This window comes from Pseudomonas sp. 382, assembly GCF_002759075.1.
Taxonomy (GTDB): Bacteria; Pseudomonadota; Gammaproteobacteria; order Pseudomonadales; family Pseudomonadaceae; genus Aquipseudomonas; species Aquipseudomonas vlassakiae.
In genome coordinates this window covers 355037-372879 of record NZ_PEMX01000001.1, presented here as the reverse complement: position 1 = coordinate 372879, position 17843 = coordinate 355037, and the positions used below count along the sequence as shown (strand labels likewise).

Genomic DNA, 17843 nt, shown 5'->3' with positions numbered 1-17843 from the left:
GTGAAAATGGGTGATCATTTAACGCTCTTGATCGGAATCACCTTTTCTGGATGGATGGCTTCGGCGCGTTTGGGCAGGTGCACCAGCAGCACGCCCTTGTTGAACTGGGCGTTGATCTTCTCGGCGTCGACTTCACGGGGCAGCTGGAAGACCCGTTCGAAGCTGCCGTAATGGCGCTCGGACAGGTGATATTCCTTGCGTTTTTCGTCCACTTCTTCGTGCTTTTCGCCGCGGATCACCAGGTTGCCATTGGCGAGCTTGATCTCGATGTCCTTGTCGTCCACGCCGGGCAACTCGGCACTGATGCGGTACTCCTCGGCCTGCTCGCTGATGTCCATGGCTGGCATGCCGTGGGTAAACAGGTCACGCCGCCAGAAAGGCTCGACATCGAACGGTGTGTGGCTGAACGGCATGCGCATCGGCCGCCGTCCGAAATCCTCGAACAGGCTGTCGATCTGACGGCGCAATTGCTGGAAGGGTCGCCACAGCTCCGAGGGTTCGACGCTGGGCGGCGAAGCGTTGGCGGGCTGGGTGGCGACCGGGGTAACAGGCACTTTCTTGGCAACTTCCGACATGGCGACCTCCTAGAATGAGTAATGCCTCCCAGGGAGACCCCTCGAATGTGCGCCGTGGGGCAAAGCACCGTTTGATCTTTATCAACCACGAGGCGCCCCCTGCGCCAGCCGGTTTGATCCTGGTCAAGATGCCGCAGCGGCCACGACCTAGGCTGATATCAGCAAGTTATGCTTACAGTGCGAGGCAGCCATGAATCAGGATGGCGGTGCCAGTGTCCGCTTGCTGCAAACGTTGCCAGGCCCAGGCATCCAGCAGTTCGTGCGCCTGGCCCTGTGCCGCCAGCCGTGCAGCGAGGCAATGGCAGGCCAGTACTGCCTGCTCGGCCGTGGTACCGAATGCTGGCCGTGCAGCTACGTGACCCTGCCTGGTGTCGCCGGGCAATTCATCGTCAGCATCCATCACGCGCAGCCATTGGGTAAGCTGGGCGAACAGTTCGACTATTCCGGGCCGCTTGGCAGCGCCTGGCCGCTGCCCCTGCAAAGCAAACGGTTGCTGGCCATCAGTCGCGCCGACGGCCTGCTGCCCTTGCTGGGCGCGCTGGATGAGATCCGCTGCTGGCTGCCCCGGGTCCAGGTGCAGCTGTCACATAACGGCATTGCCGCCGATCTGCTGCCAGAGGAGTGCCAAACCTGGCTGGCGGCGCTTTCGCCAGTGCCGCGCGACAACAGCGGTGGCGGATGGCAAACCCGGCGCTTGCTGATCCGCTTTGCCCCGGACACGGTGTACTGTTGCGCACCGTCACAGGTGGCGCGCCAGGTGGCCCGGCTGTGCTGGCAGACAGGTGTGGCGCCGCAGCGCATCTGGATACGCACGGATCATATGCCACGCCCGATCGGGGCGGGGCACCTCGCCGGAGGCTGGCCGGTGCAACGCTATGACCTGCTGCTTGCCGCACTCAAGTGGGCTCCTCCAGGCGAGTCAGGTTGACCAGGCCTTGCATGTCGGTGAGCCTGACCTCACGCCCGGCGCACTGCATGAAACCTGCATGGATGAAGCGGCTGAACAATCGGCTGACCGTTTCCAGCGTGAGGTCCAGGTAGTTGGCGATATCGCCGCGGGACATGGGCAGGGTGAACATATCTGCCCGCAGCCCGCGTGCCTGGTAGCGCGTGGACATGCCCAGCAGAAAGATCGCCAGCCGCTGATCGGCACGCCCGTGACAGCAGCGCAGGTGCTCGTCCTTGCCCTGGATCCCCAGGCTGAGCATGTGCAGCAACTGGTAGCGCAGCCCCGGGATCTGGCCGGACAGGTCCACCAGCTGGTCCAGCCTGATCGAGCACACCAGCGAGAGTTCCAGGGCAATGGCAAAGCTTCGGTAATGACTGGCACCGATAGCGTCCAGCCCGAGCATCTCGCCCGGCAGGAGGAAGCCGGTGACCCGCTCGCTGCCCTCGGTATCGAGCAGAAAATTCTTGATCGCCCCGGAGCGCAAGGCAAATACGTGCTCCATGGGTTCGTTGGCCTTGAACAGGTACTCACCCCGCTTCAACGGCCGGTTACGGCGGACAATTCGCTCCAGCTTGTCCACTTCGTCGGCACTGAGGCTGGCGGGCAGGCAAAGCCGGCTCAACGAGCACGCAAGGCACTTCACATGGGGCCTTGCCCCCATTCCCGCAGAGCCTGACATGACGATGCCTCCGCTTTTTTGCAGGCGGGCATCTAATCAAGTTAGCGGCTGCACTGAACGCTGGCGGTCCGTCCGACCAAGGGTCGGACGCTACCTGATGCGACTTGATGAAGATCAAGCCGCCACTTGCTTATGCCCGCATGCTCAAGCATCGAACGCTTAGTTGCAGCCCGACTGTTTGCCGGGGCGCTATCTGCCAATGAGGTGAAAGAGCATGCAAATCAGTAAGTTGCTGGTGATTGTTGGTGACGAGGATCGTTATCATCCGGCGATCGAACAGGCGGTGGAGCTGGCGCAGGTCATCGGCGCCTCGGTGACCTTGGCCATCCAGCCAGCGCCTGCTGCGCAGGCCAGGCACATTGACAACCTGAGCCGGCAGAAAAGCCTGGTCAAAGGTTTCCTCGACCGCGGCATCCACGTGGAGCCCGAGGTTAGGCGAATCAAGCCCTCGGCCAAAGCGCTGGTCAAGCTGGCCAGGGCATGCGACGCCGACCTGGTGATCCTGCAAGCTCAAGTGAACGGGGACCTCGCTTTCGGCCTCGAACTCATGCGGCTTGCGCCCTGCCCCGTGTTGTTCGCACGGGAACGGGCAGCGCCTGGCCAAGCCAAGCTGTTCGTCGCGGCGCCAGCCAGTTGCGAAGACCTGGACGATGGCGTCGCGAACGCCGAGGTCGTCGAAACCGCGAGGCTCATAAGCCATGCGCGCAAGGCGAAGATGCATCTGTTCTCCGTCTATGACCAGGCCGCCTTGCTGCGCCACAGCGAGCACTACAGCCTGGCGGAAATCCCCTCGTACGAAACCCTGGCAAGCGCATGCAAACATTTCGCCGCGCAGCTGGGGGTACCTGACGTTCATCACCACCTGATCGTCGGCTCAGGCGCACACACCCTCTGTGCCTATGCCAATCGCTGCGGCTACGACACCGTGGTGATCACCAGCCCTCACCGCGCCTGGCAGTTCGCGACCCTTGAATACCTGCTGGACAGCCTCACCTGCAGCTTGCTGGTGGTCCACGCCAAGGCGCGCCAGCAGCAGTTGGCCATAGCGGGATCGCATGCGTTGCACGACCCGCTTGTTCTGTCGCTTTGACAGGTGATGAGTGACGCAATTGACAAGTGTCAAGTCAGCGAATGGCCCGCTGCCGACACTGAACTTCCTGGTTCATTCGACATAGAGGACATTGCCATGGCGCCCGCCGAGACTTCCCGTGTGCACACAACGCCTTCGTTCCCCAAGCCTTCGGGTGAACACTGGATCGAAGCCCTTGAAAACGGCGTTCACGTGTTGATCAGGCCCTTGCAGGCCCAGGACCGTGAACGCGAAAAAGCCTTCATCGAACGGCTATCGCCCGAATCACGGCATTTCCGCTTCCTGTGCCAGCTCAGGGAGCCCGGTGAAGCCATGCTCGACCAGCTGATGAAGGTTGACCAGGATCGCCAGGCGGCCTACGTCGCCCTCGCCCACGTGGATGGCGAATTGCAGGAAGTGGGCATTTCCCGCTACGCCACCGCCAGCGGCAAGGACGAGTGCGAATGTGCCGTTACCGTCATGGACAGCTGGCAGCACCATGGCCTGGGTCGCCTGCTGCTCAAGCACCTGATCGATCATGCCCGGGCCAAGGGCTTGCGGCAGATGTATTCGGTCGACGCGGCAGCCAACCATGCGATGCGCGACCTGGCCAAGGCGGCGGGGTTCACCACCGCCGCCGACCCGGATGACCCCAGCCAGGTCATCCACCGGCTCTCGCTGATCTGACCCTGGGCCGCCGCACCTTGACGGGTCAAGGTGCGGCGGCCCGACTATGGGAGTCACCCCATGAACGGCCCTTCGAAGAAATTGATGGAAAAACTCTACGGCAAGCAGTATCAGGTCGACACTGCCGATATTGCCCCGGTGCTTCATCAGTACGCCGAACCTTTGCCGGACCTGGATACGCCGGCATTCGCAGCGCTGTTCGACCGCTACGCTGACGCGCGGGTCATCCTGCTCGGCGAGGCAAGCCATGGCAGCAGCGAGTTCTATCGCGCCCGAGCGGCGATCACCCGGCGCCTGATCGAACAGCACGGCTTCAACATCGTCGCCGTCGAAGCCGACTGGCCGGATGCCGGGCATGTCGATCAGTACGTCCGAGGCTTGGCGCACTCGGCGTGGAAACGCCATATCTTCAGCCGTTTTCCGACCTGGATGTGGCGCAATGGTGAAGTCAAAGCCTTTGCCCATTGGCTGCACGGGCACAACCGTCTGCTGCCCACCGACCACCGCGTGGAATTTCGCGGCCTGGATGTCTACAGCCTGCGCAATTCCATCCATGAAGTCCTGGCCTACCTGGACCGGGTCGATCCGCACCTGGCCCATGAAGCCCGCCGCCGATACGGATGCCTGACGCCTTGGCAGGACGACCCCGCGCTGTATGGTCATTTTGTCGAGCGCGGTGGCGTCATGCCTTGCGAGCAGGCGGTGATCCAGCAGTTGAATGTCATGCTCGCCGAGCAACTGTCAGGGCTTGTGCGCAATGATGAAGCCTTCTTCAACGCCACCCAGAACGCCCGCGTGATCATCGCTGCGGAACAGTACTACCGGGCCATCTACCGAGGCTCGACGGCTTCCTGGAACCTGCGCGACCGGCACATGTTCGATACCTTGCGCGCCCTGCTGGAACACCGTGGTCCCCGCGCCAAGGCAGTGGTCTGGGCACACAACTCCCATATCGGCAATGCCGGCGCCACGGAAATGGGCTGGAAAGGCCAGTTCAACATCGGCCAGCTATGCCGCAGCGCGTTCGGGCGCGACGCGGTGCTGATCGGCATGGCCACCGACCGCGGCCAGGTGGCCGCCGCCGACGACTGGGACGGCCCCATGCAGATCAAGCAAATCCGCCCTTCGCGCAGCGATAGCTGGGAACACCAGTTCCACCTCGCAGGCGTGCCAGCCTGCCTCAGCGACTGGCGTGACCCCCAGCGCAAGGAGCTGCGCCATGTGTTGTCCACGGCGCTCCTCGAACGCGCCATCGGCGTCATCTATCGCCCCGAGAGCGAACGGCAGAGCCACTATTTCGAGGCGGTGCTGGCCGAGCAGTTCGATGCGCTGCTTTGGTTCGAGCAGACCCAGCCGGTGACTGCCCTGCCCTTGCCGGCACGTCAACATCTGGAACCTGAGGATGAAACCTATCCGTTTGGTGTTTGAAGGAGGCCTGGCTGACCTAGCTCAGCAGCGTGCAGCAATGCCAGCACTTGTTCATCCGACGTCTGCGGGAAATCCTGATACCAATAGCCAACCGAAACCATCCGCTCAGGCACCAGCGGGCACACCAGCTCATCCACTTCACCGTACAGCGCTTCAAGCGCTTCTGGCGGTGCGACCGGGACGGCGACCACGATCCGTGCCGGTGACTGGGCGCGTACAGCCTGAATAGCCGCCCGCATGGTGGCGCCGGTCGCCAGGCCATCGTCGATGAGAATCACCACCTGATCCTTGAGCTGCAGGGCTGGCCGCCCTCCCCGGTAGGCCCGCTCGCGCCGCGTCAGCTCCTCGGTTTCGCTGGCGACCACGGCGTCGAACACCGCAGGCTCTACCGGATAGGCCCGCAGCATGTCGTCGTTGAGCACCGTGACTGCGCCGCTGGCTATCGCCCCCATGGCGAACTCGGGGTGAAACGGCATGCCGAGCTTGCGCACCACCAGCAGGTCCAGGGGCACGTCGAGGGCGGTCGCCACTTCGAAGGCCACCGGAACGCCACCACGCGGCAATGCGAGCACGATCACATCGTGCCTGCCCGCGTAACGGGCCAGGGGCTCGACCAGGCATCGTCCCGCCTGGGTCCGGTCGGCAAACACGGTGGGCAGGGCAAGATCATGGGACATCAACACCTCCCGCGCCGCGATGGGCGCCTGTCATTGCAGCATCCGCTTGGGGGCAGTGAGGGTTTCAAGGCGTGACTGCACGTCCCTCCTCGGGCAACAGGTCGAACTGCGCGAGGCAACGCTGCTCATCCGCGGGGGTCACCGCCTTCAGGCCGCTCACCTCCTGCAGGGGCGTTTCGAACAGGGCCAGGCGCAGCACCCCGTTGCGCTCCAGAAAGGTCTGAGCCATGCACGTGCACACGGGTTTGCCGACCAGCGCCGCGAGCTTCTCATCCTCGGGTACGTCGACCTGGGCCTGCAGGTTGGCCGTGCAGTTTTCCACGATCTGCGCCACGGAGCGCCCGGCCAGCCACACGGCGCCAGTACCGAGCAGGACCAGCAGCAGCAACACACTCATCAACCGGTTCGATTCCTGGGTGATCGAACGGAGCAACGCCAACCTGGCCTGCCACCCCGTCTCCTGGCCATTGAAAATGGCCTTGCCGACCGTGCGTCTGAAGCCCCGCTGCACCGCCCACCCCAGCGCGACACTCAACGCCAGCAGGCCCAGGAGCACCGCCGGATCGCGCATGGGCATGCGCCAGCTAGGGCTCGATGCGCGGTACACCGACGCGGCGACGAGCAATGCCACGATGGCCACGATCCAGCCCAGGCTGCCCTTGGGCCTGTGCATCCAGGCCCGCAGTTTCGCCCTTGCTTGCGTACTCATGATTCACCTCCCGCGCCTGGCTAGCGCACCGGGTCGATGGCGACGGTTTCCTGATATTCCGGCACGCAGACCTGCCAGCCGAGTTCGAGGCTGATGCGCCGGCGCAAGGTGTCGGCAGCGTGCGGCTCGCCATGAATGACATAGGTCTGCCGCGGCGGCCGGGCAAAACCACGCAACCACTCCATGATTTCGTCGGCGTCGGCATGCGCGGAGAGGTTCTCCATGGCATGCACCTGCGCCCTTATCGGCACGTCTTCGCCGTGCAGGCGCACGCTGTGCGCACCGGCGACGATATCGGCCCCCCGCGTGCCGCCGGCCTGGAAGCCCGAGAACAGGATGCTGTTGCGTGGGTTGGGGGCCAGTGCCTTGAGGTGGTGCAGCACCCGGCCACCGGTAGCCATGCCGCTGGCGGCAATGATCACCGCAGGCTCGCGCAGCTGGTCCAGGTGCCTGGACTCATCGACCGTACGCACGATATGTGTGCCTCGGCACATGGCGGCGCATTCGGCTGCAGTCAGCCGATGTTCGCTGCGGTACTGCTGGTAAAGGGCGGTGGCGTCGGTGGCCATCGGGCTGTTCAGGTAGACCGGGATATCCGGGATCAGCCGGTCGCGCTTGAGCGTGTACAGGTAATACATCAGCAACTGGGCGCGGCCGACGGCAAAAGATGGCACCAGGGTGATGCCATGGCGCAACAGCGTTTCATTGATGACCTTGGCCAGGTACTGTGCGGTCGACTCGTCAGGATGCTGGCGATCACCGTAAGTCGACTCGATCAGCAGTACGTCGGCCGTCCTGACCAGCTCAGGCGCAGGCATGATCGGGTCCTGAGGACGCCCCAGGTCCCCCGAGAACAGCACGGTCTGGCCTTCGGCGCTGATCTGCACCGTCGCCGCACCGAGGATATGCCCGGCGGTGCGCATCAGCAGCTGCATGCCATCGGCGATCGGCAACGGCTGATGCAGCTCCACTGGCTGCAACAGAGCCAGGGCCTGCCTGGCATCCTGCTCGGTATAGAGCGGGCGCGCTGGCGTGTGCTTGGAGTAGCCATGGCGATTGGCATGCTCGGCCTGCTCCTCCTGCAAACGCGCACTGTCCAGCAACAGGATCTGCGCCAGGGCACAGGTGGCCGGGGTGGCGTAGATCGGCCCGCGGTAGCCCTCCCGCGCCAGCACCGGTAGATAGCCGCTGTGGTCAAGGTGGGCGTGGGTCAGCACCACCGCATCGAGCGCACGCAGGGCCGGTGACAGCGGCTCCCAGTTGCGCAGGCGCAGTTGCTTGAAGCCCTGGAACAGCCCGCAGTCGACCAGTACCCGCGTGCTGTCGCGGGTCAGCAGGAATTTGCTACCGGTCACGGTTCCGGTGCCGCCAAGAAAGGTCAGTTGCATGGCTCAAGGCTCCCACTGCTCGGCTACGTCGGGGTGCACCGCAAGGACGCTGCAGGGCGGGTGGCTGACGATCCGTTCGGTGGTATCGCCCAACAGCTTGTCCAGCCCTTTGGGCTGCACGACGCCCATCACCAGCGCATCGATATCCAGCGCAGCCACCTGTTCACGGATGACCTGCACCGGCCCGCCTTCCATGAAATGCCTGCGCTCCGGCGCGACGCCCTCGGCGTCGGCCAAGGCCTCGAAGGGTTCCTGCAGCGCTGCGCGCATCTCCTCGATCCAGGCCTGGGTCACATTCATGTCGGCGGCAAACACGCCCGCCAGGTTGTAGGCCGACAACAGGTGCAAGGGCGCATCGCACTGCAGCGCCAATGCCTGGGCGGCGCGGATGAGCCCACGGTTGAAGTGTTCCTGCAGCGCAGGCGTCTCGCTGAACGCGGTATCCACGCAAACCAGGATCCGCCGCGGCAGCGTCACGGCGTCCCGCGGCACGAAGTGGGTGATGACCTTCAAGCTGCGCATCAAGGCACAGTCCAGCGGCGTGCCGAACAGCCGCGCCAGGGCCGAGGCATTTTCGCTGTCCTTGAGCAGCATGTCAGGCTGCAGTTCGCTGATGTAGTCAATGGCCGTGCTTCGGATATCGTCGGCGTTCAGGCTATCGACCGTCAGCGTGATGCCACTGCCACGATGATGCTCGACCAGGCTCTCCAGCTTTGCCCGATAGCGTTCGTACTGGCGCTTGATGTCGGCTTCGTTGAGCCGCTCCTCGCGCAGCAGGTGCTCCTCGGTCGGCTCGAACAGCCCCAGCACATGCACGCAGGCAGCACTGACGTGTGCCAGGGCCAAGGCCCTGCGCAACGCCGCTGAATGCGCATCGACCTCGGTGAGCAGCACCAGCAGTTGACGGTATTGACCCATGATGAACCTCCGGGCTTGCGCGACTGGGGGGTGATGCAGGCGATGTTCCGCGCCCAGCCGCGCTGGCGCTTGATGCAGATCAGAAAACCGCCATCGGCGCTGAACTTGACCATTGTCAGAACCGAACCGGTCGGCCACGTTACAACGGCTGCACCAGTTACCGATCAGGCCAGCGGGAGGCAGCATGAACGAGCAGCAGATCGAACAGGCGCAAGCCGGTGAACATTGGGTCGAAACGCTTGACGACGGTGCAGCCGTGCTGATCCGCCCGCTGCGCGAGGACGACCACGAACGGGACAAACGCTTTCTGAGCACCATCGCCTACGAGGCCAGGCGCTTTCGTTTCATCGCCGGGCTCAGTGGTGCAATGCCCAGCCTCGACCCGCGCTGGATGCCGGTCGATCAGCATCAGCGCATGGCCTATGTCGCACTCGCCCATGTGGATGGCAAGTTGCAGCAGGTCGGCGTCAGCCGCTATGCCGGCATGGCAGGCAGCCTGAGCTGCGAATGCGCGGTGGCGGTCAGCGAGGGCTGGCAGCGCAAAGGCCTGGGCCGGCGCCTGCTGCAGCACCTGATCGAGGCGGCACGGCGCAATGGCTACCAGAGCATGGTATCCCGGGACCTGGCGAGCAACTACGCCATGCACCGCCTGACCAAGGCGCTAGGCTTCACCTCGCGTTACCTGGGCGGCGACGTCAGCGAAATCATCCATGAGCTGGACCTCAGCGCCTGAGCGACAAGGCCCTGAGGGGCCTTGTGCGTCATCCCCGTGAATGCTCGGGCGAGATCACCAGCACACTGCTGGACAACCGGTGCATGACACGCTCCGCGGTACTGCCGATGAACCAGCCGATACCATGGTGGTGATAGCTGCCCATCACCAGCACGTCGATGTCATGGCTATCCATGAACAAGGCCAGGACCTTGGCTGGATCGCCCATGTGCATGTGGCGGTGCTCGCTGGCGATGCCATTGCGCTCGGCCAGCGCCTGGAAGGCCTCACTCTGGGCTTCGTGAAGGGTCTGGGCGAGGTTGGAGTCGAATACGAACGAATGCTCACGGCTACCGCCGGCGTCCAGGTACATCGACCCCAGGTCGTAGACGTAGAGCAAGTCGATCTGGGCGTTGCACTGCAAGGCCAGTTTCAGTGCCTCGCTGATGATCTGGTCATTGAAGCCTTCATACTGGTCTTCGGGCCTGGACAGGTCGACGGCCGCCAGTATCCTGCGCGGCAAGGCGTGGCTGGCTTTGTGTACCAGGTGCAACGGTATGCGCGTATCGCGCAACAGCTGGACATCCAGCGAGGTGAACATGGCGCGTATCCACCAGGGCTCGTGCTCGAACTCCTTGATCAGCATGGCAAACGGTTGCTCGCGCAAATGCACCAGGATCTCGTTCAGCGGATGCAGCACCCAGACCACTTCGGTGGTGACCGTGATGCCAGTGCGCCGCATTGGTAGCGCCTGGCTTTCCAGCCACTCGCGGTGCTGGCGCACATAACCATCGCGCATCACCGCCAGGGCCTGGTCATTGACCAGGCCCGCCGTGGCCAGCCCCTCGACGTAGTCGAAAGCGACGATGTGCAACGCCATGCCCTTGGCCTTGGCCAATGCTGCAGCGCGATCATAGACCGGGGTTCGGCGCATCAGGGGCGACGCGATCAGCAAGAGTCGTTGCGGGTTGTCCATGGCACACCTCTGCAGTTGGGAAGCGTGCCTCGATGATCTGCCATCGTTTTGAGCGCGACTTGATGTTTATCAACTCACGCTCCGTGTCGACGAACGGTGATTCAGCCCAAGCGGGAACTTGATGCGGATCAACCATTCCTGGCAAATCCGGCGCACGCTGACCCTGGACCAAGAAAAAATTACTGAGCCTCGGTACACCTGCCCTGGCCCTCATGTAATCGCCAGGGAGGCCTTCGTTTTGCAGTGCCCGCAGTTGTCTGGCGGATCGAGGCTCCGATGAACGTCTACGTCGAGAAAAACACCGAACACAACCGCTGGTGGGTACGCCTGGATGACTGCCGGGTGAGCTTCAATACGGCCACTGAAGCCGAACAATTCGCCGAGCGATTGCTTGCCCGCATCAACGCCCCCCACTCGTTTGACAGGCTAGCCCCCTCCTTCAGCCGCACCGGCTCGGCTGAACGCCGATGCGCGAAGGGGGCCTGACGATGTCTGGTCAACTGAAGGTCACGCTGCTCGATCAACCCGATGCATCGCACGCGGCAACCCCCATACACCTGAGGCCGCTGACGTCGCTGTGCAAGCACTGCCGCGTCAGCGGCCTGTGCCTGCCCACCGGCTTGCCGCTCAACGACAACAGTTGCCTGGGCACGCTGATTGGGCCCCGTATGCGTATTCGCAAGGGCGCCGCGCTGTTCAATGCCGATGTCCCTCTCACCACGCTCTATGCGTTGCGCTGCGGCAGTTTCAAGACCAGCCTCAACACCATCGAAGGCCAGGGCGTGGTGATCAATTTCTGGATGCCGGGTGACGTGCTCGGCCTCGATGCCATTGCCACCGAACGCCATGTCTGCGACGCCATAGCCCTGGAAGACAGCGAAGTCTGCCCGGTGCCCTACCGCCGCCTGCAAACCCTGGCGCGGGCCTATCCCGACCTGCAGCAAAGCCTGAATCGCTTGATGAGCAGGGAAATCGTACGTGAGCACCAGCGCGTACTGATGCTGTGCAACCTCACCGCCGAACAACGGCTGGCCAACTTCCTGGTGGGGCTGTCCAGATGCTTCGTCAGCCGCGGTTACTCGGCCCATGGCTTCATGTTGCGCATGTCTCGCGAGGACATGGCCTCGTACCTGGGTTTGCGCCTGGAAACCGTGTGCCGCTCTGTCGCCCGCCTGCGCGCACTGCACATCGTCAGCCTGCAAGGCAGGCTGGTGGAGATACTCGACATGCCTGCGCTGATGGCGCTGCAGCAGGGCGGCGCTGACAGCGTAAGCGCGGACAAGCCGAAGCCACCCTGCCAGACCCCGTAAATGTGGGCCTTGGCAACGCGGCCGGGGGGCATTGACCTGCTCAGCCCTTGGGTGACGTGCTGCCCTGCCACAGTGATTCAAGTGGGCTCAGGCTGGAATCGTTCGCCGGGGACGCGATGATAGTCCGCGCCGGCTATGGCTCTTAGAAATGCACGGTCGGCGAGGCGCCGTAGATCCCGCCACTCGCGCCAGCCAATGAGTCCCAAGCGGTCCATCTCGTCGGCCTGGCCAAGCAGCGCTTCGTGGTGGCTGCTTGGGCAATTACGCCTGCGCTCGACATCGTCATAGACCATGAACCAACGGTTCACTGCAACCAGACGGCGCTGTTCCTGGCTGATCTGCTGGTTGATCGCGTTCATCTCGCCTGCCCTCGCACGCTTTGACTGTCGAGCACACAACTGTGAATAGGTTCAGCTGGGACAGGTCAGCGGTGTGACCGCATGGCACCTAAGTGTTTACTGGGGCGCTGGTCAATCCAGTTTTTACGCTTTGACTCGACCTGCATGTGTGTTCTGCCGTGTCCATGATCACCACTGAACAACTTGGTCTGAACTTTGACCGCCCACCAGGCTTCCCCTGCATACCCCCATGATTTTTCTGATGCAGGAGCGAAGCGCATGAGAGCACTGACATACCACGGCGCCAACGATGTCAGGGTCGATACCGTCCCTGACCCCATCATCACCGAGGCCGACGACATCATCCTGAGGGTGACCGCCACCGCCATCTGCGGATCCGACCTTCACCTCTATCACGGCAAGATCCCGGCAACGGAGCACGGCGACATCTTCGGTCACGAGTTCATGGGCATCGTCGAAGAGGTCGGCAAAGACGTGACGAACCTGCAGGTCGGCGACCGCGTCGTGATCCCGTTCGTCATCGCGTGTGGCAGCTGCTTCTTCTGCCAGCACGATCTGTTTGCCGCCTGCGAAACGACCAACACCGGGCGGGGAGCGATCCTCAACAAGAAGGGCATTCCACCCGGCGCAGCGCTGTTTGGCTACAGCCACTTGTACGGCGGCGTGCCGGGGGGCCAAGCCGATTATGTCAGGGTGCCGAAGGGCAACGTCGGGCCGTTCAAAGTCCCGACGAGCCTCGCTGATGACAAGGTGCTGTTCCTCTCCGACATCCTGCCCACCGCCTGGCAAGCTGTGGTCAATGCCCAGATCGGCCAAGGCTCGTCGGTGGCGATCTATGGCGCGGGGCCGGTGGGGCTTCTGAGTGCCGCCTGCGCACGGATGCTGGGCGCTCACACTATTTTCATGGTGGATGACAACGACTACCGGCTGGCCTATGCCCAGGATGCCTACGGCGTCATCCCGATCAATTTCGAAAAGGATGACGACCCTGCCGACAGCATCATCCGCCAGACACCCGGTATGCGCGGCGTCGACGCGGTCATCGATGCCGTCGGGTTCGAAGCCAAGGGCAGCACCACGGAAACCGTCATGACGGCCCTGAAGCTGGAGGGCAGCAGCGGCAAGGCGCTGCGTCAGAGCATCGCGGCGGTGCGACGTGGCGGCGTGGTCAGCGTGCCAGGTGTCTATGCCGGGTTCATCCACGGCTTCCTGTTCGGAGATGCCTTTGACAAGGGCCTGACCTTCAAGATGGGGCAGACCCATGTTCAAAAGTACCTTCCCGAGCTGCTCGAGCATATCGAAGCAGGACGGCTGCAGCCGGAATTGATCGTGACCCATCGCCTTGCGCTGGAAGAGGCAGCCCTGGGCTACAAGATGTTCGATCAGAAAGAGGATAACTGCCGCAAGGTGATCCTTGTTCCAGGGGCGGCATCCGGGACGCTCGGCCCCGACTACGTTTAAGCGCACAGGAGCTTGCACCATGATTGATCAAGCGACAGGAATGAAGCCAGGGGAACGTTATTGTGTCGAAAACATCGAGCGCGCCCATCAGTTCCCCGGTTTCTTTCAGGATGGCAAGTATTACCTGGGCCCGGAGCTGCTGACGGCGGTTGGATGGCTGGAAGGTGACCGGTTCATCTACGACAGTCTGGATGCTCAAGGAGAGCCCGTATTCCCCGATCGGGTGGCCGGCACCATCAGCAACCTGACGTTGAAGCTGGTGGACGGCACCACCCTCCAGCTGTCACCCATCGAGGACAGTGAGCCCTGCACGGCGCCGATGAACCCCTCCGTCGCCCCCGACCAGCCTCCGCCATTGACCGGCTCGCCGATCAAGGGCCCGCTGCGTGGCAAGGTGGTGGTGATCACTGGCGCGTCCAGCGGCATAGGGCGAGCCGCTGCCCATGCCTTTGCCTGTAAAGGCGCTCGTCTGGTGCTGGCGGCACGGGATGAGGAAGCGCTGTTTCAAACGCTGGACGAATGCACCGATTGCGGCACCGACGCGGTGGCCGTGACCACCGACATGACCCAAAGCGACCAGGTACAAGCCTTGGCAGCCCGCGCTGCCGAATTTGGCCATGGCCGCATAGATATCTGGGTAAACAATGCAGGTGTGGGAGCGGTGGGCAGTTTCGAGGAGACACCGCTTGAAGCGCATGAGCAGGTGATTCAGACCGATTTGCTGGGCTACCTTCGAGGGGCTCACGTTGCGCTGCCCTACTTCAAGCAGCAAGGCAGCGGCATACTGATAAACACCCTGTCATTGGGCAGCTGGCTAGCCCAACCTTATGCCGCCGCCTATTCGGCCAGCAAGTTCGGCTTGCGCGGGCTCACCGAGGCATTGCGGGGCGAGCTTACCGAGTTCCCCGATATCCACGTCTGCGACATCTATCCCGCCGTGATGGATACCCCCGGCTTCCGCGACGGTGGCAACTACACCGGTCATGCCCTCAAACCGCCAGGGCCAATCTACGACCCTGAGCGGGTGGCAAAGGCCATGGTGGCCTGCGCGATCTCGCCTCGCGCCAACACTACCGTCGGCGCAAGCGCCCGCATCGCCCATTTGGCCAGCTACCTGGTGCCCGGGCTGCCGGTACTGTCCGGGTGGCTTGCCCGCAGGGGCCTGCAGCGCAGTCCCAGTGCCGAAAAGTCCTCAGGCAATCTGTTCGAGCCACCCAGTGGCCATCGAAGTGTCGAAGGCGGATGGCGAACGCCCAAAGACAAAACCCCGCTGCTGCTCAGCGCAGCGGTTATCGGTTTCCTTGCAGGCTTTGTCATTACCCATTCGCAACGACGGCGCGGCTGACCGAACCCGACGAACCAACCCGACATTGCGGGACCATTGAGAACGGAGAATCAACGATGAGCACACAATTGAACGGCAAGCGCGTGGCCTTTCTGGTCACCGATGGTTTTGAACAGGTCGAGCTGACCGGGCCGCGTGACGCCTTGACAGAACGCGGAGCTGTGGTCGACATCCTGGCTGACAAGGAAGGAACGGTACGCGGCTGGAACCACGACAAGCCCGCGGACGCGTTTGCGGTGGATGCCACCTTTGACAGTGCCCACCTCGATCTTTACGACGCGATCGTGTTACCTGGCGGCGTACAGAATTCCGACACGATCCGGCTGATTCCGGGGGCACAGAAGCTGGTGAAAAGTCACCACTCGGCCGGCAAGCCGCTGGCGGTGATCTGCCACGGCGCCTGGCTGCTGGTATCGACGGGCCTGACACAGGGCAAGCGGATGACCAGTTACAAGACATTACAGGACGACATCCGCAACGCAGGCGGCAACTGGGTGGATGAGCAAGTGGTGGTGGATGGCAACCTGATCAGCAGCCGCCAGCCGGACGATATCCCGGCCTTCAATGAGCAATTGATCAAGGCTCTGGCCAGCTGAGCCCCCTTCTGCAACCGGCCCCTTGCCGTGCATTGCCTGCATCGACAACGGGGCCTTGCCCTGCCGATTCATGCCAGCTGAATGTAGACCGAGTAGCTGCCCAGCACGACCCAGAAACAAAGGAATATCCACGGCGTGCGCAAGGAAAACAGCAGCGATTTGCGGTGGCCTGCCTGCGAAGTCTCGACCTCGCAAAACAGCGGTGACTCGTCATAAGCCAGCCCCATCAACGGTTCACTGCGCAGCAGATGACTCTGTTTCAGCTGCCAGTGTTCAATGATGCGATAAGCAGCACGAATGCCTGGCCAAGCGTTGAGCGAACTCAGCACGCCGAGCAACGCAAGAAAGGCGGGCACGACCAGGGTGAACATCTCACCCCACCCTTGGTTGAGGTTGCCCATCGAAGACACGAACGCGATGACCAGGAACGACTGGGCCGCCAGGTAGGCGTCTGTCCGGTTGGCCAGGATGCTGGTCTCGTACTGGATTTCCTTGCGGTAGAAATCCAGGCGTTCCTTGGGCGAACCGAACATCCTGGCGTTACGCTCCTCCTGCTCGTGCTCGGGTGTGCTGGGCGTGATGATACGGGGCACTCGATTCCTCCTGGGTCAGCAACGGCGTACTGAGAAGACTGGCATCTCTCAGGTAGAGCTGAGCCCTTTGTCGAAAATTCAGTGCAATTGGCCGAACACTCCGTCCGTCGCGGCGACAGCCAATTACGTCCAACACTTTGCTCGGTGCTGTTTCAAACGGATACATCCGTTCGTTAATGCAGGAGCTACCACCATGAGTGACTACCCCACCCCGCCCTTCCCTTCACAACCGCAAGCGGTGCCCGGATCGCAGCGCCGGATGGATCCGTATCCGGACTGCGGCGAACAGACCTATGCAGGGCATGACCGGCTTGCCGGCAAGGTCGCCTTGATCACCGGTGCCGACAGCGGTATCGGCCGCGCTGTGGCCATCGCCTACGCTCGCGAAGGCGCTGATGTCGCCATTGCCTACCTCGACGAGCATGACGATGCTCAGGAGACGGCCCGCTGGGTGGAAGCAGCGGGTCGCAAATGCCTGCTGCTCCCCGGTGACCTGGCGCAAAAGCAGCATTGCTATGACATTGTCGACAAGACCGTTGAACAGTTCGGCCGCATCGACGTGCTGGTCAACAACGCAGCGTTCCAGATGTCTCACGAAACCCTCGATGAAATCGACGACGATGAATGGCTGATGACCTTCAACGTCAACATCACGGCCATCTTCCGCATCTGCCAACGGGCGTTGCCCTCGATGCCCAAAGGCAGCTCGATCATCAATACCAGCTCGGTGAATTCCGATGATCCTTCGCCGCAACTGCTGGCGTACGCCACGACCAAAGGTGCCATCGCAAACTTCACGGCTGGGCTGGCCCAGCTTCTGGGCAAGAAGGGCATACGGGTGAACTGCGTGGCGCCAGGCCCGATCTGGACGCCTTTGATACCCGCCACCATGCCGGATGAGGCGGTCAAGAATTTCGGTTCCAGCTACCCCATGGGGCGGCCTGGCCAACCGGTCGAAGTCGCGCCGATTTACGTTCTGCTTGCCTCGGACGAAGCCAGCTACATCAGCGGGTCACGCTATGCCGTCACGGGCGGTAAACCGATCCTCTAGCCAAAAAAGGGCTCGCCTCGCGGCGAGCCCTGCCCGCTACCCTTTGCTGTGTTCGGGTGAGGTCGGCCCTGTGCCGCGCTTGATCCCGCGCGGGCCAGCGACGCCCCATATGGCAAGCCCGACGACGGGCAGCACGATAAGTATCAACGACCACATCACCTTGACTGCGTCAGATTTGTCGCTGCGAAACACACTGACAATCGCCCATAGATCGACCAGCAGAATGATGGCCGCCACGGCAATCCAGAAATACGTTGCGAGATCGCCCATTTGCTTGTCTCCATTGTTCCGTTTGAGTAGCCGCAGCGTTTCGATACCGGTGCATGCCGAAGGTCCGCTGCCCCTAAACAAGTGAAGGCAG

21 protein-coding genes are annotated in these 17843 nt (G+C 62.7%); 11 read left to right on the top strand and 10 right to left on the bottom strand.

The window, feature by feature from the left end; translation table 11 throughout:
• Window positions 1-14: 14 nt before the first annotated feature.
• Window positions 15-575: an Hsp20/alpha crystallin family protein gene (locus CQW31_RS01935; protein ID WP_099813583.1), complete on the bottom strand. Its 561-nt coding sequence runs from the start codon at window positions 573-575 to the stop codon at window positions 15-17.
• Window positions 576-765: 190 nt separating this feature from the next.
• Here CQW31_RS01935 and CQW31_RS01930 point away from each other — a divergent pair, with 190 nt between their 5' ends.
• Complete coding sequence (locus CQW31_RS01930; protein ID WP_099813582.1) at window positions 766-1503, top strand: hypothetical protein; 738 nt, start codon at window positions 766-768, stop codon at window positions 1501-1503.
• Here CQW31_RS01930 and fnrB read toward each other — a convergent pair.
• Complete coding sequence (fnrB, locus tag CQW31_RS01925) at window positions 1472-2203, bottom strand: Crp/Fnr family transcriptional regulator FnrB (protein WP_099813581.1); 732 nt, start codon at window positions 2201-2203, stop codon at window positions 1472-1474. The two genes, CQW31_RS01930 and fnrB, sit on opposite strands and share 32 nt — an antisense overlap.
• 214 nt (window positions 2204-2417) lie before the next feature.
• Between fnrB and CQW31_RS01920 the strand changes: the two genes are divergently transcribed.
• The 3 genes from CQW31_RS01920 to CQW31_RS01910 all read left to right on the top strand — a co-directional run bounded on the left by CQW31_RS01920 (window position 2418) and on the right by CQW31_RS01910 (window position 5387).
• On the top strand, window positions 2418-3293 hold the full coding sequence (locus tag CQW31_RS01920; RefSeq protein WP_099813580.1) for a universal stress protein: 876 nt from the start codon (window positions 2418-2420) through the stop codon (window positions 3291-3293).
• Between the two features lie 96 nt (window positions 3294-3389).
• A complete protein-coding gene (locus CQW31_RS01915; protein WP_099813579.1) occupies window positions 3390-3959 on the top strand; it encodes a GNAT family N-acetyltransferase in 570 nt (189 codons plus the stop codon).
• Between the two features lie 60 nt (window positions 3960-4019).
• Window positions 4020-5387 (top strand): erythromycin esterase family protein, encoded by a 1368-nt coding sequence (locus CQW31_RS01910; RefSeq protein ID WP_099813578.1) that lies wholly within the window; start codon window positions 4020-4022, stop codon window positions 5385-5387.
• On the opposite strand, the gene CQW31_RS01905 is transcribed toward CQW31_RS01910, so the two are convergent.
• From CQW31_RS01905 to CQW31_RS01890, 4 genes are all read right to left on the bottom strand, one after another.
• Window positions 5369-6064, bottom strand: a complete 696-nt coding sequence (locus CQW31_RS01905) for a phosphoribosyltransferase (RefSeq protein WP_099813577.1) — start codon at window positions 6062-6064, stop codon at window positions 5369-5371. The two genes, CQW31_RS01910 and CQW31_RS01905, sit on opposite strands and share 19 nt — an antisense overlap.
• A gap of 64 nt (window positions 6065-6128) precedes the next feature.
• Complete coding sequence (locus CQW31_RS01900) at window positions 6129-6773, bottom strand: hypothetical protein (RefSeq protein ID WP_249341991.1); 645 nt, start codon at window positions 6771-6773, stop codon at window positions 6129-6131.
• A gap of 20 nt (window positions 6774-6793) precedes the next feature.
• Entirely contained in the window at window positions 6794-8161 is a 1368-nt protein-coding gene (locus tag CQW31_RS01895) for an MBL fold metallo-hydrolase RNA specificity domain-containing protein (RefSeq protein ID WP_099813576.1), read from the bottom strand.
• A gap of 3 nt (window positions 8162-8164) precedes the next feature.
• On the bottom strand, window positions 8165-9079 hold the full coding sequence (locus CQW31_RS01890; protein WP_099813575.1) for a universal stress protein: 915 nt from the start codon (window positions 9077-9079) through the stop codon (window positions 8165-8167).
• Between the two features lie 184 nt (window positions 9080-9263).
• On the opposite strand from CQW31_RS01890, the gene CQW31_RS01885 reads away from it, so the two are divergent.
• On the top strand, window positions 9264-9812 hold the full coding sequence (locus tag CQW31_RS01885) for a GNAT family N-acetyltransferase (RefSeq protein ID WP_099813574.1): 549 nt from the start codon (window positions 9264-9266) through the stop codon (window positions 9810-9812).
• Between the two features lie 28 nt (window positions 9813-9840).
• Here CQW31_RS01885 and CQW31_RS01880 read toward each other — a convergent pair whose 3' ends face one another.
• Window positions 9841-10767: a universal stress protein gene (locus CQW31_RS01880; protein WP_099813573.1), complete on the bottom strand. Its 927-nt coding sequence runs from the start codon at window positions 10765-10767 to the stop codon at window positions 9841-9843.
• Window positions 10768-11043: 276 nt separating this feature from the next.
• Here CQW31_RS01880 and CQW31_RS01875 point away from each other — a divergent pair, with 276 nt between their 5' ends.
• Both CQW31_RS01875 and CQW31_RS01870 read left to right on the top strand, forming a co-directional pair.
• Entirely contained in the window at window positions 11044-11253 is a 210-nt protein-coding gene (locus CQW31_RS01875; RefSeq protein WP_054887743.1) for a hypothetical protein, read from the top strand.
• Window positions 11254-11255: 2 nt separating this feature from the next.
• Window positions 11256-12077 carry a helix-turn-helix domain-containing protein gene (locus CQW31_RS01870; protein WP_099813572.1) on the top strand — a complete coding sequence of 274 codons (822 nt, stop codon included), beginning with the start codon at window positions 11256-11258 and terminating at the stop codon, window positions 12075-12077.
• A 77-nt stretch (window positions 12078-12154) separates the two neighbouring features.
• Here the strand turns inward: CQW31_RS01870 and CQW31_RS01865 are convergent, their stop codons facing one another.
• The gene (locus tag CQW31_RS01865; RefSeq protein WP_054887744.1) at window positions 12155-12436 is read right to left on the bottom strand and encodes a hypothetical protein; all 282 of its coding nucleotides are present in this window, start codon (window positions 12434-12436) and stop codon (window positions 12155-12157) included.
• 258 nt (window positions 12437-12694) lie between these two features.
• Here CQW31_RS01865 and CQW31_RS01860 point away from each other — a divergent pair, with 258 nt between their 5' ends.
• From CQW31_RS01860 to CQW31_RS01850, 3 genes are read left to right on the top strand one after another with little or no spacing between them, the layout of a single operon-like run.
• Window positions 12695-13897, top strand: a complete 1203-nt coding sequence (locus tag CQW31_RS01860; protein WP_054887745.1) for a zinc-dependent alcohol dehydrogenase — start codon at window positions 12695-12697, stop codon at window positions 13895-13897.
• A 19-nt stretch (window positions 13898-13916) separates the two neighbouring features.
• The gene (locus CQW31_RS01855; RefSeq protein WP_099813571.1) at window positions 13917-15242 is read left to right on the top strand and encodes an SDR family oxidoreductase; all 1326 of its coding nucleotides are present in this window, start codon (window positions 13917-13919) and stop codon (window positions 15240-15242) included.
• A gap of 56 nt (window positions 15243-15298) precedes the next feature.
• Complete coding sequence (locus CQW31_RS01850) at window positions 15299-15838, top strand: type 1 glutamine amidotransferase domain-containing protein (RefSeq protein ID WP_099813570.1); 540 nt, start codon at window positions 15299-15301, stop codon at window positions 15836-15838.
• A gap of 68 nt (window positions 15839-15906) precedes the next feature.
• Here the strand turns inward: CQW31_RS01850 and CQW31_RS01845 are convergent, their stop codons facing one another.
• Window positions 15907-16431, bottom strand: a complete 525-nt coding sequence (locus CQW31_RS01845; RefSeq protein WP_054887748.1) for a hypothetical protein — start codon at window positions 16429-16431, stop codon at window positions 15907-15909.
• 193 nt (window positions 16432-16624) lie between these two features.
• On the opposite strand from CQW31_RS01845, the gene CQW31_RS01840 reads away from it, so the two are divergent.
• Window positions 16625-17482 carry a glucose 1-dehydrogenase gene (locus CQW31_RS01840; RefSeq protein WP_054887749.1) on the top strand — a complete coding sequence of 286 codons (858 nt, stop codon included), beginning with the start codon at window positions 16625-16627 and terminating at the stop codon, window positions 17480-17482.
• A 36-nt stretch (window positions 17483-17518) separates the two neighbouring features.
• On the opposite strand, the gene CQW31_RS01835 is transcribed toward CQW31_RS01840, so the two are convergent.
• Window positions 17519-17752, bottom strand: a complete 234-nt coding sequence (locus CQW31_RS01835) for a PLD nuclease N-terminal domain-containing protein (protein ID WP_054887750.1) — start codon at window positions 17750-17752, stop codon at window positions 17519-17521.
• Window positions 17753-17843 lie beyond the last annotated feature (91 nt).